This window comes from Vibrio ponticus, from assembly GCF_009938225.1.
In the GTDB taxonomy this organism is placed as follows: Bacteria; Pseudomonadota; Gammaproteobacteria; order Enterobacterales; family Vibrionaceae; genus Vibrio; species Vibrio ponticus.
The window spans coordinates 142,894-166,180 of record NZ_AP019657.1; the positions used below are offsets into that span (position 1 = coordinate 142,894).

A 23,287-nucleotide genomic window follows, 5' to 3' on the forward strand; every position below is an offset into this window, starting at 1 on the left:
CGGAAGGTGAGAGTAATATCTTATCCGTTATCCGTTATCCGTTATCCGTTATCCGTTATCCGTTATCCGTTATCCGTAGCGAAGCGTTCTCGAAAAAAAGGTTGGCATCTGCCAACCTTTTTTGTTCTCTAAGCGAAGCGCTCTAAACGCTCGCTTCTCGCTCTTAACCTTCCGAGCTTTCTTCGGCAGCCTCTGTCGTCATATCAACGGTTTGGTTGTCGATAAGACGTGCTTTACCGAGGAAAGCTGACATCAGGATCACTGCTTGAGTGGTTTCTGCTGTGATGGTTTGTAGCGTACGAGCATCACGGATGAAGATTTCATCTGGCTGTAAGCCTGCTGCGCGTAACTGATCGTTAGCATCTTCAACGATAGATGCGTAATCATCACGACCGCCACGGATAGCACTGCTAATCCAACGCATAGTGCGAGCTAAAACTGGGGCACGTTGGCGCTCATCAAGAGTCAGTAGACCATTGCGTGAGCTCATCGCAAGACCATCCATTTCACGTACGGTTGGTACGCCAATGATTTCGATGTCCATCGCCATGTCTTCCACCATCTTGCGGATGATTGCTAGCTGTTGGAAGTCTTTCTCACCGAAGCATGCCACTTCTGGCTGCACGATGTTGAATAGCTTAGTCACGATGGTCGAAACGCCACGGAAGTGACCAGGGCGTGAAGCACCCTCAAGCATGCTTGAAAGACCAGGGACTTCAACAAAAGTTTGCTTGTCTAGACCTTCAGGATAAATAACTTCTGGAGTTGGAGTGAAGACAAGCTCAACACCTTCGCCATTGAGTTTGCTTAGATCATCTTCAAGAGTGCGAGGGTAGTTATTTAGGTCGTCGGCACGTTCAAACTGCATTGGGTTAACAAAGATGCTGACCACCACGATATCCGCGTGTTCACGAGCTTTACGCACTAAAGTTAGGTGACCTTCATGAAGGTTCCCCATAGTTGGTACGAAAGCAACTTTGCGTCCGTCGCGCTTGTACTGTTTGATCTGCTCACGGAGAGCTGAAATATCAGTAAATGTTTGCATGCTCAACTCCTCTAGGCAATCGTATGAGCTTCGTCAGGGAAGGCGCCAGTTTCCACATCTTGAATGTATTTAGTCACTGCTGTGCGCATGTCGCCAGTTTCAGCAAGGAAGTTTTTCGAGAATTTTGGCATGTAGTTCGCCGAAATACCGAACATATCGTGCATTACTAGGATTTGACCATCAGTCACATTACCCGTACCGATGCCAATAACAGGCACATCCAATACTTCAGTAATGCGCGCGGCAAGATCAGCAGGTACGCACTCTAGCAACACGATCTGTGCGCCAGCTTCTTGTAGAGCGAGTGCGTCACGAACCATACGATCCGCTTTGTCTTGCTCGCGACCTTGAACTTTGAAGCCGCCGAAAATGTTAACCGATTGAGGTGTTAGACCTAAGTGAGCACAAACTGGTACCGCACGCTCGGTAAGCATTTTCACCGTGTCAACTAGCCAGTCGCCACCTTCGATTTTTACCATGTTCGCACCCGCGCGCATTAGCTTGCCTGCGTTCTCACAAGCTTGCTCAGGCGTTGCGTAGCTCATAAATGGCATATCAGCCATTAGTAGGCAGTTTGGGCTGCCTGCGCGCACGCAGCGCGTGTGGTAAGCGATTTCGTCAACGGTTACTGGTAGCGTGCTTGATTCGCCTTGCAAAACCATGCCTAGCGAGTCACCAACAAGTAGTACCGGCATTTCTTGTTGCTCAAACAGTTGAGCAAAGCTTGCATCGTACGCAGTAGAAGAAGCGAATTTACGACCTTCTTGTTTCCACTTCATTAGGTCGTTGATGGTAATTTTTTTCATTTTTTTTCCTTACTAGGATCTGGCTATGACTGCCACACGCTGAGCCCGTTGCGATCGACTTGATTAAGTAACTGCGCAAGCTCAGTCCCATCAGGGAGAGTTAAATTAGGTGCGATTTCCGCCAGCGGATAGAGAACAAATTCTCTTTCACGCATCCCGTAATGTGGGACCGTTAAACGCTCGGAATCGATCACTTCATTGCCGTAAAGAACAATATCTAAGTCGAGGGTTCTTGGACCCCATCGCTCGTCTTTACGGACACGCCCTTGTTCTAGCTCAATCGCTTGAGTGCAATTGAGCAGTTCAAGTGGCGTTAATTCGGTTTTGATCGCCACGACCGCATTAATGTAGTCCGGCTGATCTTGTGGTCCCATCGGTGCACTACTGTATAGCTGAGACGCTTGAATAAACTCAGAGCTCGGTAGCAACTTTAATGCGTCAATGGCGGCATTCGCTTGAGCGACTGGATCAGCAAGATTACTGCCGACAGCAATGTAGGCGGTAATCATGAGTCACTTTTACTCTTACGGAAGCTACGCTTTTTATTGCTTGGCTTACGGCGGCGAGAGCTTGGGCGGCTTGGTGCCGCATCATCTAAATCATTAACCATCGCTTGGCGCATATTGCGACCCGCGTTTTGGAAAGTGTTCCACCATTTCGCTAGCTGCTCTGTTTCACCACCTTCGATTTCACCACGCATTTCAAGGAAATCGAAGCCAGCGCGGAACTTGTTCAGCTCCATTAAGCGGAACGCGCGCTTGCCATTACGACGAGGTAGGCGCATTTGCAGTTGCCAAATCTCGCGAATAGTCGCAGTGTGGCGACGTGGAATCGCAATGGTGCGTACTTGATCATCAAGGATGTAGTTACTCGCTTCCATTACGGCATCGTAATGACATAGATTGCGAGACTCCATCAACTCATCCGCTTTTGCTTGTAGTGGATACCAAAGCATTGCGGCAAACATAAACGCAGGGTTAATACGTTTGCCTTCTTCAACACGCTGATCGGTTGAATCTAAAACCAGATCCAACATCTGTTCCGCTTTTGAATCGTAGCTTTCAGTGAAAAACTCAGAGACTGACGGGAATAGCTGTTGGAATAGATTGTACTCACGCATTAAATGGTAAGTCTCTAATCCATAGCCACTTTGTAGCATCTTTAGTGATTCTTCGTACAGGCGCGCAGCAGGGATTTCTTTCAGTAGATGAGAAAGCTCTTCAATTGGTGCTGCGGTATCTTCTTCGATATCAAAATCGAGTTTCACGGCGAAGCGAATGGCACGTAGCATGCGCACTGGGTCTTCACGGTAGCGCGTCTCTGGATCGCCAATCAGACGAACCAATTTGTCTTCGAGATCTTCAATACCACCTGCGTAGTCGTGAATCGCGTAGTTGCCGATGTTGTAGTACATCGCATTGATAGTGAAGTCACGGCGCTCCGCATCTTCATCAATTGTGCCATACACGTTATCGCGTAGTAGCATGCCTTCTTTTGACTGCTGAGAGACGTTTTTGCTCGGCTCTTGGTGGTGACCACGGAAGGTTGCCACTTCGATAATATCGCGGCCAAACATAATGTGTGCTAAGCGGAAGCGACGACCAATAAGACGACAGTTTTTAAAAAGCTGTCGAATCTGCTCTGGGGTTGCGTTAGTCGCAATATCAAAATCTTTTGGGTTTTGCCCTAGCAATAGATCGCGTACACCGCCTCCTACAAGAAAGGCATCGAAGCCTGCACCATGAAGTCGGTAAAGTACTTTCAGCGCATTGTCGCTGATCTGCTTACGCGAAATATTGTGCTCTTGGCGAGTTAGAATGTTAAGTGCGAGCTCAGGAAAGCTGATTGGCTCGCTTGGTGTATTGTCGTTTCTATTCATGTGCTTTTAGCAAAATGCGGTGGTTAAACCAGCTCTGCTTCCATCTAAATTCTGAGGCCTTAGGGCGAATTTGCGGCTAATAATAGCTTACCGAGCGCGTTTTGAGAATCTCGGTGTGATCTCGGTAGTGTTTGGTAGCTGGCAAATTTGCCAATTTTGTACCCCCCACGCGATGATTTCGGCCAAATTTGCCGTCTCAATATCGTTACTAAGTTCAAAGCCCAAAAAGTGCATCGCTTCTAAAAGCGCCGGTTTAGGGTTGAGGTTATCGATTGCTGGTGCATGGTTCTGTTTAGATAACTTTTGCCCGTTATCGCCCATCGCTAAAGGGAGGTGTAGATAGCTAATAGGTTGTTTACCCAGCATTTTGTACAGACTTATCTGACGCCCAGTTGGCTCAATTAAATCTGCACCGCGCACCACTTCGGTGACACCTTGGTCAATATCGTCTAAGACGACGGCAAGATTATACGCAAATAAGCCGTCTCGACGTTTGATAATAAAATCCTCATCAGCCAGTGCTTGAGGTATTTTTAACAATCCATGCTTTTGATCGATAAATTCGTAAACGGGTTCTGTCATACGCAGTCGAGTCGCGCTTGGATTGTCGTTAGTGAGCTGTTTTTCGCGACAAGTGCCTAAGTAGTAACCACCACTTTCTTTGATCTCTTTACGCGTGCATTGACAATAATAAGCTTGCCCCGACTCCAGCCAAGCATCAATTTGCTGTTGGTAAAGGTGATGGCGCTGGCTTTGATAGACCACTTCACCATCCCATTCGAGTTGATAGGCTTCTAAGGTGCGCAGAATCAAATCGGCAGCGCCAGCCATTTCTCGCGGAGGGTCAATATCTTCAATACGAACTAGCCATTGGCCTTGATTAGCCTTAGCTTGAAAATAGCTGCCTAAGGCGGCAATTAAAGAGCCGAAGTGTAGTGGACCGGAAGGTGAGGGTGCAAAGCGACCGATGTACATAGCTGAACCGAGGATAAAGTAGAATTAAGGAAACCAAAAAGGGAGCTTATACGCTCCCTTTTCAATAGTCATCAGCAAAGAATTAACCTTGCATCTGTCTCTCTTTGATTTCTGCAAGAGTTTTACAGTCGATACATAGATCTGCAGTTGGACGCGCTTCTAGGCGACGAATGCCGATCTCAACACCGCAAGACTCACAAAAACCGAAATCATCATCATCCAATTTGTTTAATGTTTTTTCGATTTTCTTGATTAGACGACGTTCACGGTCACGGTTGCGTAGCTCTAGGCTGAATTCTTCTTCCTGAGAAGCACGGTCAACTGGATCCGGGAAGTTTGCCGCTTCATCTTGCATGTGGTGCACAGTACGGTCTACTTCTTCGCGTAGCTGGTTGCGCCAAGCTGATAAAATCTTTCTAAAGTGATCCATCTGCTCAGGTGACATGTACTCTTCACCTGGCTTTTCTTGATATGGTTCAACACCTGCAATGGCTAGGATGCCTAGCGCTTTTTTCTTCGATTCTGGCATGCAGCATCTCCTACTAACACCTAGTCAACTGCTTGAGCAGCTAATTTAAGGCGGGTATCTATAGCAAAAAGAACTTTAGGAGGCAAATACTGTTGAGTAAAGTTAACGCCTATGTGAAGACTGCATCATTTTTCAGCCGAGATATCTGAAATCTACAGCCTTTGCGAGCTTAATCTCACGTTGGGAAATATCGGCTTTGTAGCATAATATTTCCACCCCTTGTTCTATCGCTTTTTTCAGTAATTGTGAATAATCCGCGTCTATATGGTGTGCCGGAGAAACTTTTTCAATACCTGAATGCAAAACAATAAATAAAAGTACTGAACGGTTCCCACTTTTGACCATTTCTGTTAGCTCACGCAGATGTTTTTGACCTCTTGTGGTCACTGCATCTGGAAAATATCCTTGCCCTTGTTGTTGGTCATCCAAAAGCGTAACACTTTTGACTTCGATATAGCATGTAGATCGTTCAGCGTCGCTAAGCATTACGTCAATCCGGCTATTTTCGTTGCCATACTTTACTTCGGTACGAAGATGCTGATAGCCCGCAAGCTCCTCAATCACGCCTTGTTCTATGCCTTCTACTGCCAGCTGGTTAGCTCGTGCAGTATTAATACATATACGGTGTCCAGCTTGGGTTTCGCTCAATTCCCAACTGTTTGGGTATTTACGCTTTGGGTTATCCGAGGTCGAAAACCAAACTTTGTTTCCCGGTTCGGCACATCCAGTCATGGCGCCCGTATTGGCACAGTGGATGGTGCGCTCGCTGCTGTCTTCGAGCTGAATGTCGGCCAAAAAACGTTTATAGCGTTTAATTAAAGTAGCTGATTGTAGGCAAGGTTCAAACTTCATTTAGGACTGGTTTTATGTACAATGTTTGCAACATTACACCATAAGGCTCTCCCATTGTCACAATTGCCCATTGAAGGCGTGATGCCGGCACTTCTCTCCGGTGTGCGTAACGCTTCTCAACTTATTCTTAAAGCAGCACCGGGTGCTGGTAAATCGACTTACTTTCCATTGCAACTGCTTAAGCAGGGTATTGTCTCTGGCAAAATTATTATGCTGGAACCTCGCCGCTTGGCGGCGCGCAATATTGCACGCTATTTAGCTGAGCAATTAGGAGAACGTGTTGGGCAGCGAGTGGGCTATCGAGTACGTGGTGAAACCAAGGTGAGTGATGAAACTCAATTGGAGATTGTCACCGAAGGGATTATGACTCGCATGATCCAAAGTGATCCGGAATTGTCCGGTATCGACTTGATTATTTTTGATGAGTTTCATGAACGCAGCATTCATGCTGACATGGGGCTGGCGCTCTGTTTGGAGATTCAAGAAGCACTGCGTGATGATCTGAAGTTGGTGGTGATGTCGGCAACGCTTGAACAACAAGCTCTGGCGAGGTTAATGCCGGAGGCTGAATATATCGAGTCTGAAGGACGTAGCTTTCCGGTCGAGTTTCGTTATCAGCCGCTGAAAGCCAATGAACGCTTTGTGGATGCAATGGTGAAACAGATCCAAACCTTAATGCACAATGAAACAGGCTCGTTATTGGCGTTTTTGCCTGGTGTTGGCAGTATTCTGCAAGTGCAAGAACGGTTATCTGGGCTCGCGGCAGATATCGACGTCTCTCCTTTATATGGACAGTTAAGCTTTAGTCAGCAGCAAGCGGCGATTCAGCCCGCACCATCAGGTAAACGCAAAGTGGTGTTAGCCACCAATATTGCGGAAACCTCATTGACCATTGAAGGGATTCGTTTAGTGGTTGATGCCGGTTTAGAGCGGGTGGCAAAGTTCGATTTAAAAACAGGGATTACCAAGCTAGAGCAAGTTCGAATTGCTCAGTCATCCGCGGAGCAGCGAGCAGGTCGTGCTGGGCGTATTGAACCCGGTATCTGTTTACGTCTCTACAGCGAAAGCCAACTGAATCAGCAACCTTATGTGCCTAGCGCTGAAATTTTGCATAGTGACCTTGCTCCTCTGGCAATGGAGTTGGCGCAGTGGGGGTGCACGGACGCGAGTGAACTGAAGTGGTTGGATGTCCCGACGGTTAGTGCGCTTGCGCAGGCGCGTAGCTTACTCTGCTCGCTTGGGTTAATGGATGAGAAGCATCAGTTGACTACGGCAGGACAGAAAGTTCAGCAGTTGGGGCTTGAGCCTCGCAGCGGCGCGATGTTAATTCATGCATTGGCTGACAATGATTGGCATAGCACAGCGCTTGCACTGGCTGCTTTGTTGGAAGAGCCAGAGCACAATGTGGTCGATTTTTCTCATAGCGTGCAGCGTTTACAAGCAAGTAAACACAGCAAGCAAAAAGTTGTCGTCACGCGGGCTCAAAGTTTGGCAAACAGACTGAAATTGACATTTGATTTAGCTCAGGTGGATGAGCGATTAGCCCCTATACTGCTCGCCATCGCTTTCCCTGATCGAGTGGCACAGCGCCGCGTGCAAGGAAATCGCTTTTTGCTGGCTAGTGGTCATGGCGCTCAATTTCGTGAAGATGACCCACTGAGTGGCAGTGACTACATTGTGGCGATAGATTTGATGCGTAGCCAAGGTGAGTCAGCGTTAATCAATTTAGCGACAGAGCTTGATATTACTCAATTGCGCAGTGCGATGGCAGAGAAGTTCATTCTGTCAGAAGTTGCCGATTGGGATGACAAGCGTGGCAAACTGGTGGCTGAAGCGCGTCTTTGTTGGCTGGGACTTGTGATTGAAAGCAAGGAATTACCCGCGCCAGCTTCCGAAAAGGTCACCGAAGCATTGTTGAATTATGTTCGTCGCCAAGGTCTGCAGGTACTGAATTGGACAGAGAGTGCTAACGAGTTATTAGCACGCATTCGCTGCGGGGTAGAGTGGATGCCTGAGCATGCGTGGCCGGCATTTGATGAATCGGCACTGCTGACCAATTTAGACCAATGGCTAGAACCGTATTTGGTTGGCATCAATTCAGCCAAAGCATTGCAACAAGTTAACTTAACTCAGGCGCTTTCTGCCTACCTTGGTTGGCCGCTTAATCAAGAGATCGACGAGTGGTTGCCGACACACTTTCAATTGCCTACGGGCAGCCAGAAAAAGATTGTTTACCAGGTTGGTCAAGAGCCTATGTTAGCTGTGCGTATGCAAGAAGTGTTCGGTGAACACAGTTCGCCTACGGTTGCGCAAGGTAAAAAGACAGTGGTACTCGAATTGCTATCTCCCGCACAGCGACCGCTACAAAGAACCAGTAACCTTGCAAGTTTTTGGTCAGGAGCGTACCAAGAAGTTAAAAAAGAGATGAAAGGTCGTTATCCTAAGCACGTTTGGCCGGATGATCCGGCTAATCATATTGCAACCACCAAAACTAAAAGACAGTTCAATCAATAACCATGACAGATAAAACAACAAAAACACCGCGTAAGCCAGCGGCGAAAAAAGCCCCAGCTAAACGTGGTAAACCGAATCCGCGCAAGAAAAAACCAGCAAATGGTAAAAAGTCATGGTTGAAAACCTTATGGGGTATCAGCTGGAAGCTGGCGTTGGTTGGTATGGCAATCTTGCTGTTTATTGGCATCTACCTAGACAGCTTGGTAAAGCAAAAGTTTGAAGGGCAGCTATTTGAGCTACCCACCGTCGTTTATGCGCGTATTCTCAATTTAGCGCCGGGCGATGAAATCAGTTTGCAAGAAGTTCGTAATGAACTGGATGTATTGAATTACCGCAAAGTACGTCAGCCGAAGTATGCCGGTGAATACTCTTCGTCATCGACCAAGATTGAGTTGATCCGTCGTCCGTTTGAATTTACTGATGGTCCGGAACCGGATCGCCATGTGATGCTGCATTTTGACAGTAGCGGTTTAACTCGCATTCAATCCTTAGAGCAAAAAGGGGATCTGGGTTATCTACGTATCGAGCCAAAAATGTTGGGTATGCTGGAGAAAAACCGCGATGAACAGCGCTTGTTTTTACGTCGCGAGCAGTTCCCTGAAGTGATGGTGGATGCTTTGTTGGTCACTGAAGATCGTGATTTCTACAAACATGATGGGGTTTCACCATTGGCAATTGCGCGTGCCATGGTGGTCAATATCAAAGCAGGGCGTACGGTACAAGGCGGAAGTACCTTAACTCAGCAGTTGGCTAAAAACTTGTTCTTAACCAGCGATCGCACCTTGTGGCGTAAGATCCGTGAAGCCTACATCGCGATCATTCTGGATTATCGCTACGACAAAGATCGTATTCTTGAAGCTTATCTCAACGAAGTTTATCTAGGTCAAAGTGGCGGTGAAGCGGTACATGGCTTTGGCTTGGCTGCACGGCTTTATTTTGGTCAGCCTATCCAAGAGTTGCGTATTGATCAGTTAGCTATGCTGGTGGGTATGGTCAAAGGACCGTCTTACTACAATCCGGTGCGTTATCCAGAGCGAGCTAAGACGCGCCGTGATTTGGTACTGCGTTTGATGATGCAGCAGGGTTATCTGACCGCAAGTGAATTTGAGCATGCGGCGAGTCGCCCATTAGATATTCAAGATAACCCACGTATTGCCAGCCGTCAGCCAGCTTACTTCCAGCAACTGAATATTGAGCTAAAAGAGAAAGTGGGCAGTGCTTTTGAAGCAGATAAAGGCTTGAAGGTGTTCACCTCGTTGGATCCAGTTTCGCAACATGAACTGGAAAAAGCGATAGAGAAGAAGATCCCACAACTTGCTAAAGTGGCGGGCAAGCAGCTAGAAGGCGCGGCGATTGCTGTTGACCGTCATAGTGGTGAGATCCGCGCAATGGTTGGGGGCAAACGTACCGGTTATGACGGTTTTAACCGAGCCCTAAATGCCAGTCGTCAAATTGGTTCACTGGCTAAGCCAGCGGTATACCTTACTGCATTACAACAACCGGAGCGTTACAACCTAGCAACGACACTGAATGATAAACCTTTGAGTCTAAAAGGCTCGAAAGGTAATGTTTGGTCGCCACGTAACTATGACCGCAAATATCGCGGAGATGTACCACTTTATTTAGCCTTAGCCAAGTCACTCAACGTGCCGACGGTGCAACTGGGGATGCAGTTAGGCATTCCTCAAGTGGTCGAGACGTTTGAAAAGTTGGGGGTCGATAAACAAGAAATTCGTCCGGTGCCTTCAATGTTCTTAGGCTCATTCAGTTTGACGCCATTCCAAGTGGCGCAGATGTATCAAACCTTAACCAATTCAGGTAAACAGGCTAAGTTATCAGCGCTGCGCTCTGTGGTGGATATGGACGGTAACGTTCTGTATCAATCATTACCGATTGCCAAGCAGACGGTTGATCAGCGTGCAGCATGGCTGACCACTTATGCGATGAAGCGTGGTGTGGCTGAAGGGACGGGGCGCTTTTTGAATAGCCAGTTTGCAGCAGCAGCACTCGCGGGTAAAACGGGTACCAGTAACGATACCAAAGACAGTTGGTTTGTTGGCGTAGATGGTCGTGAAGTAACCACAATTTGGCTTGGGCGAGATGATAACAAAACCACCAAGCTGACGGGTTCTAGCGGTGCTTTGCGCGTTTATGCAGAGTATCTACAACATCGTATTCCTACTCAGTTATTGCTGCCATGGCCAAAGGGTATCGCGACCTTTGGTTTTGCCAAAACTGCTAACGGTGATCTAGTCCTTGATTGTGGTAATAATTTTAAGCTGCCTGTTTGGGATGAACATGATAAGTTGCAACAAGAGTGTAGTAATCAACCTGCTGATTGGCTGAAGAAAATCTTTACTTGGTAAATCGGAACAGAACCAAATATGAGGGAACATTACTGGTGAAAAAGCTAAGCCTACTACTGTCGATGGTAGCGTTTATTGCTTCTGGGGTATTGGCGCAAGAGGTCAATCAGACCCAAAAGTCGGAGCAAAAACAGCGACCGAAAGTTGCCTTAGTACTTGCTGGTGGTGGTGCCAAAGGGGCTGCGCATATCGGTGTGTTAAAAGCGCTCGAACAGATGCGTATCCCCGTGGACTATATCACCGGTACCAGTATGGGGGCTTATGTCGGTGGTCTTTATGCGACGGGCATGAGTGCCGATGAGATTGAAGCCTTTATCGTCAGTATCGATTGGAATAGTGGCTATCGAGACCGCGTCGATCGCAGTGAGCGTCGCGTGCGAGATAAAGAGTATGAAGACCGCTATCAACTGACCACTGATATCGGTTTTGGTCATACCGGTATTAAAGGTTCTCGCGGCGTAGTTCAAGGGCAGGGAATGTTACGTATCTTGCGTGAAACGACTGGTAATTTACCTGCGTTTGCCTCTTTTGATGACTTAGCTATCCCGTATCGTTCCGTTGCAACTGACATTATCGAATTAGAGTCGGTGGTTATTGATCATGGTTACCTTGTCGATGCGATGATGGCAAGTATGTCGGTGCCGGGCGCTTTGCCACCGTATCGAATTGGTGAGCGATTACTTGTTGATGGCGGCGTGACCAATAACATGCCAGTTGATGTTGCTCGCGAGTTGGGTGCTGATGTTGTCATTGCTGTCGACATTAGTACTGACTATAAACAGGAAGAAGATTTTACCGATCTTTTCACGGTTGCCGATCAACTCTCCAATTATTTAGTGCGCCGCAGTACGAGTCGTCAGGCTGAAACGCTGACAGATCAGGATTTTCTATTGCAGCCGCAAGTGGGTGATATGGAAACCACTGAGTTTGAGCGTATGCCAGAGGCGTATCAAGAAGGCATTCGTATTGCTACGGCACAAAAGCAGCGTTTACAAGCTTTATCCCTTAGCAGTGCTGACTATCAGAAGTATGTTGAACATAAACAAGCATTGCGCAAACAACTCAAGTATGGCGACGAAGTTTCTGTCAGCGATATCGTGATTAACAACAACACCCACTATAGCGACGAGTTACTAGAGAGCCGCCTCAATTTAGAGCCTAATCAACAATTAACCACCAAGCAGCTAGAGCAAAGCGTTCAAGACCTTTACGCCCTGGACCGTTTTGAGTTAATTACCTATCGCTATGATCAGCAAGATGATCAAGATGTGGTGGTTTTTGATGTGAATGAGAAAGCGTGGGGACCGAATTACCTTAATTTCCGTTTCTTTCTCGAAGATGACTTCAATACAGATAGTCAGTACTCAATTGGTATGTCAGCTAACTTTACCGATTTGAATCAGAGTGGTGCAGAACTAAGAACCAACCTTGAATTAGGGACAGATAAACTGGTTGAAGCTGAGATCTACAGTCCATTTCTATCCAACCAAAAACTCTTTACGACGTTTGGCGTTGAATACAGTAAGCAAAAGCGCAATGCTCCCGTTGCCGGATTTGAAGATACCAGCCTTAACGCGACGAAAGACTTCTTACCGGTCAGTTATAACGAGTGGGTGGTAGAGTGGGCTCTAGGCTATCAAGAGGCATTGTGGCGTGAGTTTACTCTTGGGGTTCGCTATACCGATGGTGATGGATTGTTTTCGACTTTACCCACACTTGGCGATGTTTCATTTAGGCGCCAAGGCATCTTCGCTAACTATCGTATCGATACATTAGATAATTACAGTTTGCCAACGCGAGGTATTTATCTTGATCTTCATTATTTAGTTTCGAAAGATGAAACATCAGGCGATCCATCTTCAATTTTTGCTGGTGAAGAAAGCGATGTTTCTTACGAGTTTGGTGCCAGTTTTAGCGCTGCAAAGAGTTTTTCTCGCCATACTTTGGTCGCAAATTTGGAGGGTGGCTTTGTTGAGAGCCAAAACTCAACTTTACCTATCGATCCTGAAAGCATTGGTGGTTTTTTACAACTATCCGGTATCCCGCGTAATAGCCTAATTGGTAAAAACAAAGTATTCGGCAGTCTCGTCTATCGCTACCGTTGGTTTGACAACGACTTCGGCTTGTTTACCTCACCATTCTATGTGGGGGCATCGCTGGAATATGGTGGTGTGTGGTCCGATCCGGATATTGGTTTGTCAGATGCGCCGCTTTATACAGCAGGCTCGTTGTTTGCGGGGATCGACTCACCCATTGGACCAATTATGTTCGCTTACGGGCGAACGGAAGATAACTTCGATTCAATCTATTTAATTGTGGGTACATCATTTAAGTAGATTGGACAGAAAAGAGCAATCACAAAACAATCGTTTGTAACGGGCGGAAATAGCGGACAAATCATAGAACTTTAGTCTTAAGTTGCTATGTTGGTCAAAATGATGAGATTTTAATTTATGGTTAAATTTGCTATTATCCCGCCCACAGTTTGGCCTCTCTGGCGCTGTTTATCAGTCGATGAATAATGACAATATGGCAATGGAGAGCCAAGTTTCCAAGGATGTTTACTCCTCATGTTTATAACAAACAGAAAGCGAGGAGAAACCGCAATGAGAGGAAAAAGTCGTGCTTGAAGCCTACCGTAAACACGTCGAAGAGCGTGCTGCTGAAGGAGTTGTTCCGAAGCCTTTGGACGCTGAGCAAGTTGCTGGACTTGTTGAGCTTTTAAAGACCCCACCCCAAGGTGAAGAAGCGTTCATTCTTGACCTACTTGAAAACCGCATTCCACCTGGTGTTGATGAAGCCGCGTATGTTAAAGCTGGCTTTTTAACCGCAGTTGCTAAAGGTGAAGTTGCTTCTCCACTCGTCAGCCGTGAAAAAGCTGCCCAATTGCTAGGTACGATGCAGGGCGGTTACAACATTGCTCCGCTGGTTGAGCTACTGGATGATGAAGCGCTTGCGCCTATCTCAGTGACTGCACTGTCTCATACTCTGCTGATGTTTGATGCCTTCTACGATGTCGAAGAGAAAGCCAAAGCAGGTAACCAGTACGCACAGCAAGTAATGCAATCTTGGGCTGATGCGGAATGGTTTACCGCAAAAGACAAAGTTGCTGAAAAAATCACGGTGAAAGTATTTAAAGTCACCGGTGAAACCAACACCGATGACTTATCACCTGCACCTGACGCTTGGTCTCGCCCTGATATTCCAGTACACGCCAAAGCGATGCTTAAAATGGAGCGTGATGGCATCAACCCTGATGAGTCAGGAAGCGTTGGTCCAATCACGCAAATCAAAGAGCTACAAAAAGACGGTATCCCTCTAGCCTACGTCGGTGACGTAGTCGGTACGGGTTCTTCACGTAAATCTGCTACTAACTCAGTGCTTTGGTTTATGGGTGACGATATCCCGTACGTACCAAACAAACGCACTGGCGGTATCTGTCTAGGCGGTAAAATTGCACCAATCTTCTACAACACAATGGAAGACTCAGGTGCACTGCCGATTGAATTAGACGTACAGAACATGAACATGGGTGATGTGATTGATATCTACCCATACGAAGGCGTGGTGCGCAAGAACAACGAAGAAATTTCTAAGTTTGAACTGAGCAAAGTGCTGTTGGATGAAGTTCGTGCTGGTGGTCGTATTCCACTTATCATCGGTCGTGGCTTAACCAGTCGTGCACGTGCTTCACTAGGTCTAGAAGAAACGGATCTGTTTGCTAAGCCAGTTGACCCATCAGCGTCAACCAAAGGCTACACATTGGCACAAAAAATGGTCGGTAAGGCATGTGGCGTAGAAGGCGTACGTGCAGGTCAATACTGTGAACCTAAGATGACCACGGTAGGCTCGCAAGATACTACCGGTCCAATGACGCGTGATGAGCTGAAAGACCTTGCGTGTCTGGGCTTCTCGGCAGATCTTGTGATGCAGTCGTTCTGTCATACTTCGGCTTATCCAAAACCGGTTGATGTAAACACACACCACACATTGCCTGATTTCATTATGAATCGCGGTGGCGTGTCACTACGTCCGGGCGATGGTGTTATCCACTCATGGCTAAACCGTATGCTACTGCCTGATACTGTTGGTACAGGTGGTGACTCACACACTCGCTTCCCATTAGGTATTTCTTTCCCAGCAGGTTCTGGTCTCGTTGCGTTTGCAGCGGCAACCGGTGTGATGCCATTGGATATGCCTGAATCTATCCTGGTGCGCTTTAAAGGTGAAATGCAGCCAGGTATCACGCTGCGTGATCTTGTTCATGCCATTCCTTACTACGCGATTCAGCAAGGTCTACTGACGGTTGAGAAAGCGGGTAAGATCAACGAATTCTCTGGTCGTGTACTAGAGATTGAAGGTGTTGAGCACCTAACTGTTGAGCAGGCGTTCGAGCTATCTGACGCGTCAGCAGAGCGTTCTGCTGCGGGTTGTACCGTTAAGCTGTCGCAAGAGTCAGTGGAAGAGTACCTTAACTCAAACATCACTATGCTTAAGTGGATGATCTCTGAAGGTTACGGTGACCGCCGTACTATCGAGCGTCGTATCACAGCGATGGAAGAGTGGTTGGCAAATCCTGAACTGATGGAAGCGGATGCGGATGCAGAATACGCACACGTGATTGAAATTGACCTTGCTGAGATCAGCGAGCCAATTCTATGTGCGCCAAACGATCCTGATGATGCTCGTCTACTGTCTGAAGTTCAAGGCACTCAAATCGATGAAGTATTTATCGGTTCATGTATGACTAACATCGGTCACTTCCGTGCCGCTGGTAAGTTACTTGAGCAGTTCGGTGGTCAACTCGATACTCGTCTTTGGGTAGCGCCGCCAACTAAGATGGATAAGGACCAGCTAACTGAAGAAGGTTACTACGGCATTTACGGTCGTGCTGGGGTTCGTATTGAAACGCCAGGATGTTCGCTATGTATGGGTAACCAAGCGCGCGTAGCAGACAAAGCAACCGTAATGTCGACATCAACGCGTAACTTCCCTAACCGTCTAGGTACAGGCGCGAACGTTTACCTATCTTCTGCAGAGCTTGCAGCTGTGGGCGCGATTCTAGGTAAGATTCCAACCAAGGAAGAGTATCTAGAGTACGCTAAGCAAATTGATGCAACAGCTGCAGATACTTACCGTTACTTGAACTTCCATAAGATGGAACAGTACACCAAGAAAGCGGATGACGTGATCTTCCAAGAGCCTGCATAAGCTTGTTTTAGAATAAAGCTTAGCTAATAAAAAACCGCAGAAGATATCTGCGGTTTTTTGTTTTTATCAATGTAAGGAAAGCCGGTAAATTACAGCTTCACCTGCAGCATCGCAGCAACGTTGCGCGCGGTTAACTCGATGTTTTGTGCCGCTTCTACTAGCGCGGTTGGCAAGTCTACTGAGCGGTTAACCACGGCAAAGACAGCATCGATACCGTGCTCATGCACCACACCACAATCTTGAGTTAGACAACCAGCAATGCCAATAACCGGCACATTGTGCTTTTTCGCGGTGCGTGCGACACCAATTGGCGTTTTACCGTGGATAGTTTGACTATCGATACGACCTTCACCAGTGATAACGAGATCAGCATCCGCAACCACTTCGGATAGATTGACCGCATCCATAACGATTTCGATACCTGGGCGCAGTTCTGCGTTTAGCAGTCCCATTAAGGCTGCACCTAAACCACCAGCCGCACCAGCACCAGGACGGTTTAGCACATCGTGACCCAATTGCTGTTTAATCACTGCTGCATAGTGAGCAAGGTTACGGTCTAGTTGCGCGACCATCTCTGGTGTTGCGCCTTTCTGAGGACCAAATACTTGTGATGCCCCTTTCTCGCCGCACAATGGGTTATCAACATCACATGCCACTTCTAAGCGTACATTCGCTAGGCGAGGATCAAGCTCACTCATATCGATGGTGTGCAGTTTCGCCAGCTCACCGCCGCCAAAACCCAGCGATTGACCTGACTCGTCAAGTAGGCGAATGCCCAGAGCTTGCGCCATGCCTAGACCGCCATCGTTAGTCGCACTGCCGCCGATACCAACGATAATGTGCTCAACACCTTTATCCAGTACCGCTTTGATTAGCTCGCCAGTACCTAAGGTGGTGGTGATCATTGGGTTGCGCTTTTCAGGTTCGACTAGGTGCAGACCCGATGCCGCTGCCATTTCAATGATGGCTGTTTTACCATCACCCATTAGGCCGTAGAACCCCGTCACTGATTGACCCAGTGGACCCGTGACTGAGTGTTCAATGATCTCACCGCCCGTAGCGTCAACCAATGATTGCACAGTACCTTCGCCACCATCCGCCATTGGCAATTTGATGTATTCAGCATTTGGCAGGACTTGTTTGAATCCCTGCTCAATAGCAACGGCGACATCCATCGCACTAAGACTTTCTTTGTAAGAATCTGGAGCAATAACAATTTTCATAGTAATACCTAAACGCCTTAAACAAATAAACCAAATACGCCGAACATCATGGTTGAGACAAATGCGATCATTAGACCAACCGCTGACTCGTAAGGAATGAGCTTAAGACGCTCACGAATATCCATGTGAACTGCACCACCTGTCGCGTGGAAGAAGCTGCCGTGAGGCATGTGATCAAGTACGGTTGCACCTGAGTGAATCATTGCCGCGCCAGCAAGGGCTGGTACGCCAAGTTCCAAAATTGTGTGGCTAAATACGCTCGCGGCAACTGCAGTACCTGCTGTTGTCGAAGCGGTTGCCAGCGACATCATTGCACCTGAGATTGGCGCTAGTAGATAAGATGGCAAACCTGAAGCCGTCAGGATCTCAATTAAGCCGCCTTTCAAACCTGAGTTAGCAATAATGCCAGCAAGTGTACCTGTACCAAGAAGCATGACTGCAACCGGAGCCATGCGGCTTAGACCAGAAACGGCGAAGTGGTTAGTATCGCTAAAGCGACCCATGACTACAGCACCAATAAAGCCGCCAAGCGGAAGCGCGATAAGGGGATCAACGTTGATACCCGCGATAGGGCGTAGAGCTAAGAGTGCAATCGCAACTAGCGGTGCAACAATCGCTGCGCCAAAGGTAGGCAGTTTGCTGTGATCGACAGAAACCACTTCGCTTTCGTGCACCATGCTGCCTTTGTTGGTTAGGCGTTTAGCAATGATATAAGCCAGTGCCAGACCAAATAGACCCGGGATAACACCCGCAGCCATGACTGAAGTCAGTGGTACGTTGAATGCATCAGCCGCAGCAATGGCGTTCGGGTTTGGTGACATGACGTTACCCGCTTTACCACCGCCGACCATCGCAAGAAGAATGGCTGTTTTAGAGATGTTAGCGCGCTGGGCAATCGCCAGCGCGATAGGAGAAACAGTAATAACCGCAACGTCAACGAATACGCCAACTGCAGTCAAAATAAGAGTGGCTAGAGCAAGAGCAAGCAGGGCGCGAGTTTCGCCGACTTTCTTAACAATGGTTTCTGCAATAGAGGTTGCAGCACCTGATTCAATCAATACGCCAGCGAGTACACCAGCGGCGAGAATGCGCAGAACCGCAGTAACAATACCTTGAGCGCCGCCAATCATCAGCGACACAGTGTCAGTCAGCGAAACGCCGCCGACCACACCACCAACTAAGGCACCGATAATCATGCCGTATGCTGGTGGAACTTTGCGTAAAATAAGTGCAATGGCAACAACAAGTGCCGCTAAGGCACCAAGTGTAGAGACTTCAGCCATGGGGATTTCCAAAAAGGTTTTAAGAATAATTTTGTTGGCACTATAGACGTGCTACTTAAAAGCGTCTTTGGATTGAACAACAAATATTCTGGCTGAAATAACGACATTTTTGTGCGTATGCACAAAGGTCTGTTTAATGACGAAATAGATTCAGTGCCAAATAGAGATGTAATTTGTCGTCTAAGTTATTGATATTTAATGATGTAATTTCTTCTATGCGCTCAAGGCGATAACGTAGTGTATTGCGGTGAATATGCAGGATTTGGCAAGTTTGATAAGCATCACAATTCTGTGCAAAATATGCTTTGAGGGTTTTCTCTAGCGTGCCTTTGCTGTCGTTTTGCACCAGCAAATCGAACGGTTCTCTAAGTTGATCGGCTTTCCACGACTCTTCGAACAGGCTGCTCAGCAGCACAGGTAGGCGGTGATTTTGGTAGAAAAACACTTCCCCTTGTTGGTCTGCGACAGCGTTTAAAGTCAGTTTAGCGGTTTGATACGATTTGCTTAGCCCGTCGCTATCGGCGAAATAATCACCCAGAGCGATGCGGATTTGAAACTTTCCTAACTGACGAACGCGTTTAAGTAATTTAGTGACGCGTTTGCGCTCATTGTCGACCGACCAACCCGCTTTGGTTAGCTCAATAGGTTTTAGCACCACCACTTCATTGGTTGAAACTGACAAGATACCTACTAGGTTGTCACGTTCCGGAAACTCCAATAGATGCACCAACTGCTGCAGGTGTGCCAGTGATAACGGCGCATCACTGTCTGTGGGCATGACTTGAACGATAGCTGCGATACGTGGTTTAGCTAAGTCGAGCTCGAGTCTCTCAGCGATAACGCGAATTTGACCATCATCGGTTGAAGCACCTTGAATCAGCTGCATCACCAACTCTTCACGGTGACGTTTGTGCCATTCCACTTGTGACATCAACGCGGCTTGTTCGATGATCAGTTCAGCGGTCATTTTGACCAGTTCACCATATTGGTGCACCGCGTCGGGTTCGCCGGAAATGCCAATCACACCAATCACTTTATCTTGGAAAATAATCGGAAGATTGATACCCGGCTTAACCCCTTTAAGGTGCTCAGCCGTTGCTTGGTCGATGGCAACCACACGCTGCTCAGCGATAGCTAAGATCGAGCCTTCATGTCGTTGACGTAGGCGAGTCGGATCGCCAGAGCCGATGATTCGACCAAACTCATCCATCACGTTGACCGAATAAGGAATAATTTTCATGGTGCGTTCGACAATTTGTCGCGCGATGGTTTCGTTGAGCTGCATAGCCAGTGAGTATTTAGAGAGTAAAAACGCACAATAGCATTGCCAGTTTATGGGAACAATAAGCTAACAGTTGGGAGGTGTGCTGTAGGGGAATCTTTGGAATAAAAAAGCACCCGACAGAGCAGGTGCTTAAAAGATTCTAGTCTAGTTGGAGTTAATCATCGTAACCTAATAGTTCGATTTCGCTCGCGATCAATTGGTTGTTTACTTTATAAGCTTCTACTTCGACAGTTTGGCCGTTAATTGAATCAAAGTTAATTAAACCACCATCAAATTCAGTATAGTTATTTAAGAAGACAGTTCTATTTCCTCTATTGTCGTAGACAACAAAACTATTATCGTTTGCCAAAGATGATACTTTTCCTACAAGTTCAATATCATTATCTTGCCAATCATCACTGTCATTGTCGTTGTTCTCAAACTCAATTTCGATGGCATTGTTGTTGTAGCCTATAGTTACTTCAATCATCGTACCCTGTACCAAATGGTTTTTGTTACCATCTTCAAAACGTGTTTGAGCGGTTACATTAAAGCGACCACGGTAGTTCAGTTCGAAATTACTTTTGTCAGCTGAAACCCAAGTAACCAGACCTTCGATTTCTGTGTCGTTATCGATATCGTCATATCGTTCTATTTCAATGCTGTGAGCGATGATATCTAGATCGGATGCCTGACCTTCAACTTCGACCCAAAGACCATTGCTAAGTTCGCCACCCTCAACAGTATTAGGGTTGTACGATACGTTTAAAGCCGCACCAAGTTTAAAAGTAGAGTTGTTTACATCGAGGTTTGATACGGTTCCTTCTACTTCAAAATAGCGATCTAGCAAGTCATTCTCAAATTTTACTACCGATAAGACTTTATAACCCGCATTTGCAGTCGGTAAGGAAGATACCATTACCCAATCACCATCATGGATGTGTGAAGATAGGTTAGCAAAAGTTAGTGTTACCCCATTTACAGTGAATTCACCTTTGTACGGCTCCGGAATACGGATTACACCAGTAATAGTTGGCTCAAGTTGAACATGATTGCCTGTTGAACGAGTGTTATTTGCAGACAGTGCTATCATCATTCCTGGCTCTAGCTGCGTACCGGATAAGTCGACATTGTTATCACCAGCTTGGTAGCTAATTGAAGCAACATCATACTGATGACCATTAACCGTTACTGTATTACCCGACACACGTTCTATGGTGCCTTGTGCTGCACTTGGACGTTGCTCGTTGTGACTTGAATCTTTGTCACTGCTGCCGCCACCGCCGCCGCCACAACCAGTAAGTAGAGCGCCTAATACACTAACAAGAACTAACTTTTTCATTTATCGACTTTTCCTGACTAGAATGCTGAAAACGGGTGTATGCTAGGCGGCGAAACGTGAAGCGGTCGTGAAGAAACGTGAGAAAAGCATGAAAATTTTAATTGTCGATGATAGCCACAACGTTGCTGAAACCATTGCTGATTATTTAGAGCTAGAAGGCATGACCATTGATTGTGCCTATCATGGAGAGGCGGCCTTAAATTTAGTCGCTCAGAACCACTATGACGTGATCATCATGGATATCATGATGCCTAAAATTGATGGGATATCTGCGGTTAGACGCTTGCGCCAAGAGCAGTTTTGCAACACTCCAATCCTATTTTTAACGGCGAAAGATAGCTTAGATGACAAGGTCGCCGCTTTTGAAGCGGGCGGGGATGATTACTTACTTAAACCCTTTGCAATGCAAGAGCTGAGTTTGCGCGTACGTGCACTCGCCAGCCGAGGTCCAAGGCAAGACATTGGCAGTTTACGTTTCGCCGATATTGAAATTAATAACCAAACGGGTGACGTGCAGCGTGCTGGTCAAATCGTAAAATTAAGTCGAATTCAAAAACGGATTCTTAAAGAGTTATTACGTCATGCTCCGGCGCTGGTTTCACGCCAAGAGCTGATTGAGTCTGTTTGGGGTGAAGATGAGCCAAGTAGTGACGCATTACGCAGTCATATCTATGGTTTACGCACCGCCCTAGACAAAGGCTTCGAACAATCAAGATTAGAGACAGTTCATGGGCAAGGCTACCGACTTAAAGCATAAACATCATCCCAGCATTTATCGCAAAATACGCCGCAGTTTCGGCTTAATGACTTTACTGATGTTCAGTATCTTTTGGGGGGTGATTTATTTTGCTGAAAACCAAATTGAAATATTGAGCCTCCATCACTGGTTAGACACGGAAGCTGAACGATATAAAGCCGATTATCAGATTGAAGGCGAGTTAGCTCGCCTACCACAAGAAGCGGAGTTTTCGACTTATTGGAGTGAGCGTGATTTACCTGTTTGGTTAAAAACCTATCATGCCCCGGGTTTTTATGAGCACTTATTGGGTGAAGAAGATAAGCACTTCTTAGTCACGGCACACCCGTCTGGTAAAGGTATGATGTACATCGTTTTTCAAGATGATGCTGATGATTATCTCGATGACTATGAATTAAGTCTGCACAATTATACTTTCTTACTCGGTGGCTTTGTTTCTCTGCTGGTGGTCTTATACGGATTTAACGTGGTGCGTTCTTTATCAAAGCCATTAAGTCGTATTGAAGAGAAGATTCGTCAGATGCCTCCATCTGAGCCGATATTCGAAGTGGATACCAAGTATGCTGAAACTCGCCATATTGAGCAGGCGTTGTTGGACAGTAAACGCGATATTGCCGGTTTCTTTCAGCGTGAAAAAGAGTTTAGTCGTTTCGCTTCTCACGAACTGCGAACCCCGATAATGGTAGTGCGAGGTTCCACGGATTTATTAGCGAAAGTAGCTGATATGCCGCCTGTGGCGCAGAAGGCAATTTCCCGTCTTGATCATGCCAGTGAGCAGATGCGGATTTTGACTGAAACGTTTTTGCTGTTGGGAAAAGAGAGCATTGATGACTACTACTTTAGTCATTGTGATCTTAACGTTGAATTAGATCTTCGTTTGGAAGAAATGGCGCCTTTATTTGCCAAGCAAGATGCCAGTTTTGAGTTGAACATCGAAGGGGAGCAGAAACTGTATGCGCCACCAAGTTTTGTCACGATTGTCATCAATAACCTGATCAAAAATGCCTTTAGCTATAGTGTGGGTGAGATTGAGATTAGCTTGATTGATGGTTGTTTGATCATTACGAACCGCCATGATGGCAATGAAACTTATAATGCAGGCTATGGCTGTGGTTTGGTGATCGTTGAGCGAATTTGCGAACGCATGAACTGGGTGTTTTCTACCCAAGATGATGGTCAACAGTTTACCGCTCAGGTCTATTTTACATAATTACGATAGCACTTTGCTCTGTTGTTAGGTT

17 protein-coding genes are annotated in these 23,287 nt (G+C 46.7%); 6 read left to right on the plus strand and 11 right to left on the minus strand.

Annotated features, from left to right (window positions below):
* Positions 1–163: 163 nt before the first annotated feature.
* From panC to sfsA, 7 genes are all read right to left on the minus strand, one after another.
* Positions 164–1,045, minus strand: coding sequence for a pantoate--beta-alanine ligase (panC, locus tag GZN30_RS00700; RefSeq protein ID WP_075649372.1), 882 nt, complete (start codon positions 1,043–1,045; stop codon positions 164–166).
* An 11-nt stretch (positions 1,046–1,056) separates the two neighbouring features.
* Complete coding sequence (gene panB, locus GZN30_RS00705; protein WP_075649371.1) at positions 1,057–1,851, minus strand: 3-methyl-2-oxobutanoate hydroxymethyltransferase; 795 nt, start codon at positions 1,849–1,851, stop codon at positions 1,057–1,059.
* 23 nt (positions 1,852–1,874) lie between these two features.
* Positions 1,875–2,360, minus strand: coding sequence for a 2-amino-4-hydroxy-6-hydroxymethyldihydropteridine diphosphokinase (gene folK / locus GZN30_RS00710; RefSeq protein WP_075649370.1), 486 nt, complete (start codon positions 2,358–2,360; stop codon positions 1,875–1,877).
* Positions 2,357–3,730, minus strand: a complete 1,374-nt coding sequence (gene pcnB / locus GZN30_RS00715) for a polynucleotide adenylyltransferase PcnB (RefSeq protein ID WP_075649369.1) — start codon at positions 3,728–3,730, stop codon at positions 2,357–2,359. Before pcnB ends, folK begins: the two co-directional genes overlap by 4 nt.
* A gap of 87 nt (positions 3,731–3,817) precedes the next feature.
* Positions 3,818–4,705, minus strand: a complete 888-nt coding sequence (gene gluQRS, locus GZN30_RS00720) for a tRNA glutamyl-Q(34) synthetase GluQRS (RefSeq protein ID WP_075649368.1) — start codon at positions 4,703–4,705, stop codon at positions 3,818–3,820.
* 82 nt (positions 4,706–4,787) lie between these two features.
* Entirely contained in the window at positions 4,788–5,234 is a 447-nt protein-coding gene (gene dksA / locus GZN30_RS00725; RefSeq protein ID WP_075649367.1) for an RNA polymerase-binding protein DksA, read from the minus strand.
* 132 nt (positions 5,235–5,366) lie between these two features.
* The gene (sfsA, locus tag GZN30_RS00730) at positions 5,367–6,086 is read right to left on the minus strand and encodes a DNA/RNA nuclease SfsA (RefSeq protein WP_075649366.1); all 720 of its coding nucleotides are present in this window, start codon (positions 6,084–6,086) and stop codon (positions 5,367–5,369) included.
* A gap of 54 nt (positions 6,087–6,140) precedes the next feature.
* On the opposite strand from sfsA, the gene hrpB reads away from it, so the two are divergent.
* From hrpB to acnB, 4 genes are all read left to right on the plus strand, one after another.
* The gene (gene hrpB, locus GZN30_RS00735) at positions 6,141–8,600 is read left to right on the plus strand and encodes an ATP-dependent helicase HrpB (protein ID WP_075649441.1); all 2,460 of its coding nucleotides are present in this window, start codon (positions 6,141–6,143) and stop codon (positions 8,598–8,600) included.
* A 2-nt stretch (positions 8,601–8,602) separates the two neighbouring features.
* Positions 8,603–10,966 carry a penicillin-binding protein 1B gene (gene mrcB / locus GZN30_RS00740; protein ID WP_075649365.1) on the plus strand — a complete coding sequence of 788 codons (2,364 nt, stop codon included), beginning with the start codon at positions 8,603–8,605 and terminating at the stop codon, positions 10,964–10,966.
* A gap of 62 nt (positions 10,967–11,028) precedes the next feature.
* Positions 11,029–13,302, plus strand: a complete 2,274-nt coding sequence (locus tag GZN30_RS00745; protein WP_075649440.1) for a patatin-like phospholipase family protein — start codon at positions 11,029–11,031, stop codon at positions 13,300–13,302.
* A 286-nt stretch (positions 13,303–13,588) separates the two neighbouring features.
* Complete coding sequence (gene acnB / locus GZN30_RS00750) at positions 13,589–16,177, plus strand: bifunctional aconitate hydratase 2/2-methylisocitrate dehydratase (protein WP_075649364.1); 2,589 nt, start codon at positions 13,589–13,591, stop codon at positions 16,175–16,177.
* A gap of 89 nt (positions 16,178–16,266) precedes the next feature.
* On the opposite strand, the gene GZN30_RS00755 is transcribed toward acnB, so the two are convergent.
* From GZN30_RS00755 to GZN30_RS00770, 4 genes are all read right to left on the minus strand, one after another.
* Positions 16,267–17,400, minus strand: a complete 1,134-nt coding sequence (locus GZN30_RS00755) for a glycerate kinase (RefSeq protein ID WP_075649363.1) — start codon at positions 17,398–17,400, stop codon at positions 16,267–16,269.
* A gap of 17 nt (positions 17,401–17,417) precedes the next feature.
* Positions 17,418–18,683 carry a GntP family permease gene (locus tag GZN30_RS00760; protein WP_075649362.1) on the minus strand — a complete coding sequence of 422 codons (1,266 nt, stop codon included), beginning with the start codon at positions 18,681–18,683 and terminating at the stop codon, positions 17,418–17,420.
* Positions 18,684–18,816: 133 nt separating this feature from the next.
* Positions 18,817–19,968 carry a sugar diacid recognition domain-containing protein gene (locus tag GZN30_RS00765; RefSeq protein WP_075649361.1) on the minus strand — a complete coding sequence of 384 codons (1,152 nt, stop codon included), beginning with the start codon at positions 19,966–19,968 and terminating at the stop codon, positions 18,817–18,819.
* Between the two features lie 154 nt (positions 19,969–20,122).
* On the minus strand, positions 20,123–21,289 hold the full coding sequence (locus GZN30_RS00770) for a DUF5666 domain-containing protein (protein WP_075649360.1): 1,167 nt from the start codon (positions 21,287–21,289) through the stop codon (positions 20,123–20,125).
* Between the two features lie 88 nt (positions 21,290–21,377).
* On the opposite strand from GZN30_RS00770, the gene GZN30_RS00775 reads away from it, so the two are divergent.
* The gene (locus GZN30_RS00775) at positions 21,378–22,046 is read left to right on the plus strand and encodes a response regulator transcription factor (protein WP_075649359.1); all 669 of its coding nucleotides are present in this window, start codon (positions 21,378–21,380) and stop codon (positions 22,044–22,046) included.
* Positions 22,018–23,256: a sensor histidine kinase gene (locus GZN30_RS00780; protein ID WP_075649358.1), complete on the plus strand. Its 1,239-nt coding sequence runs from the start codon at positions 22,018–22,020 to the stop codon at positions 23,254–23,256. The genes GZN30_RS00775 and GZN30_RS00780 overlap by 29 nt, the downstream gene beginning before the upstream one ends.
* The last annotated feature ends 31 nt before the right edge of the window (positions 23,257–23,287 follow it).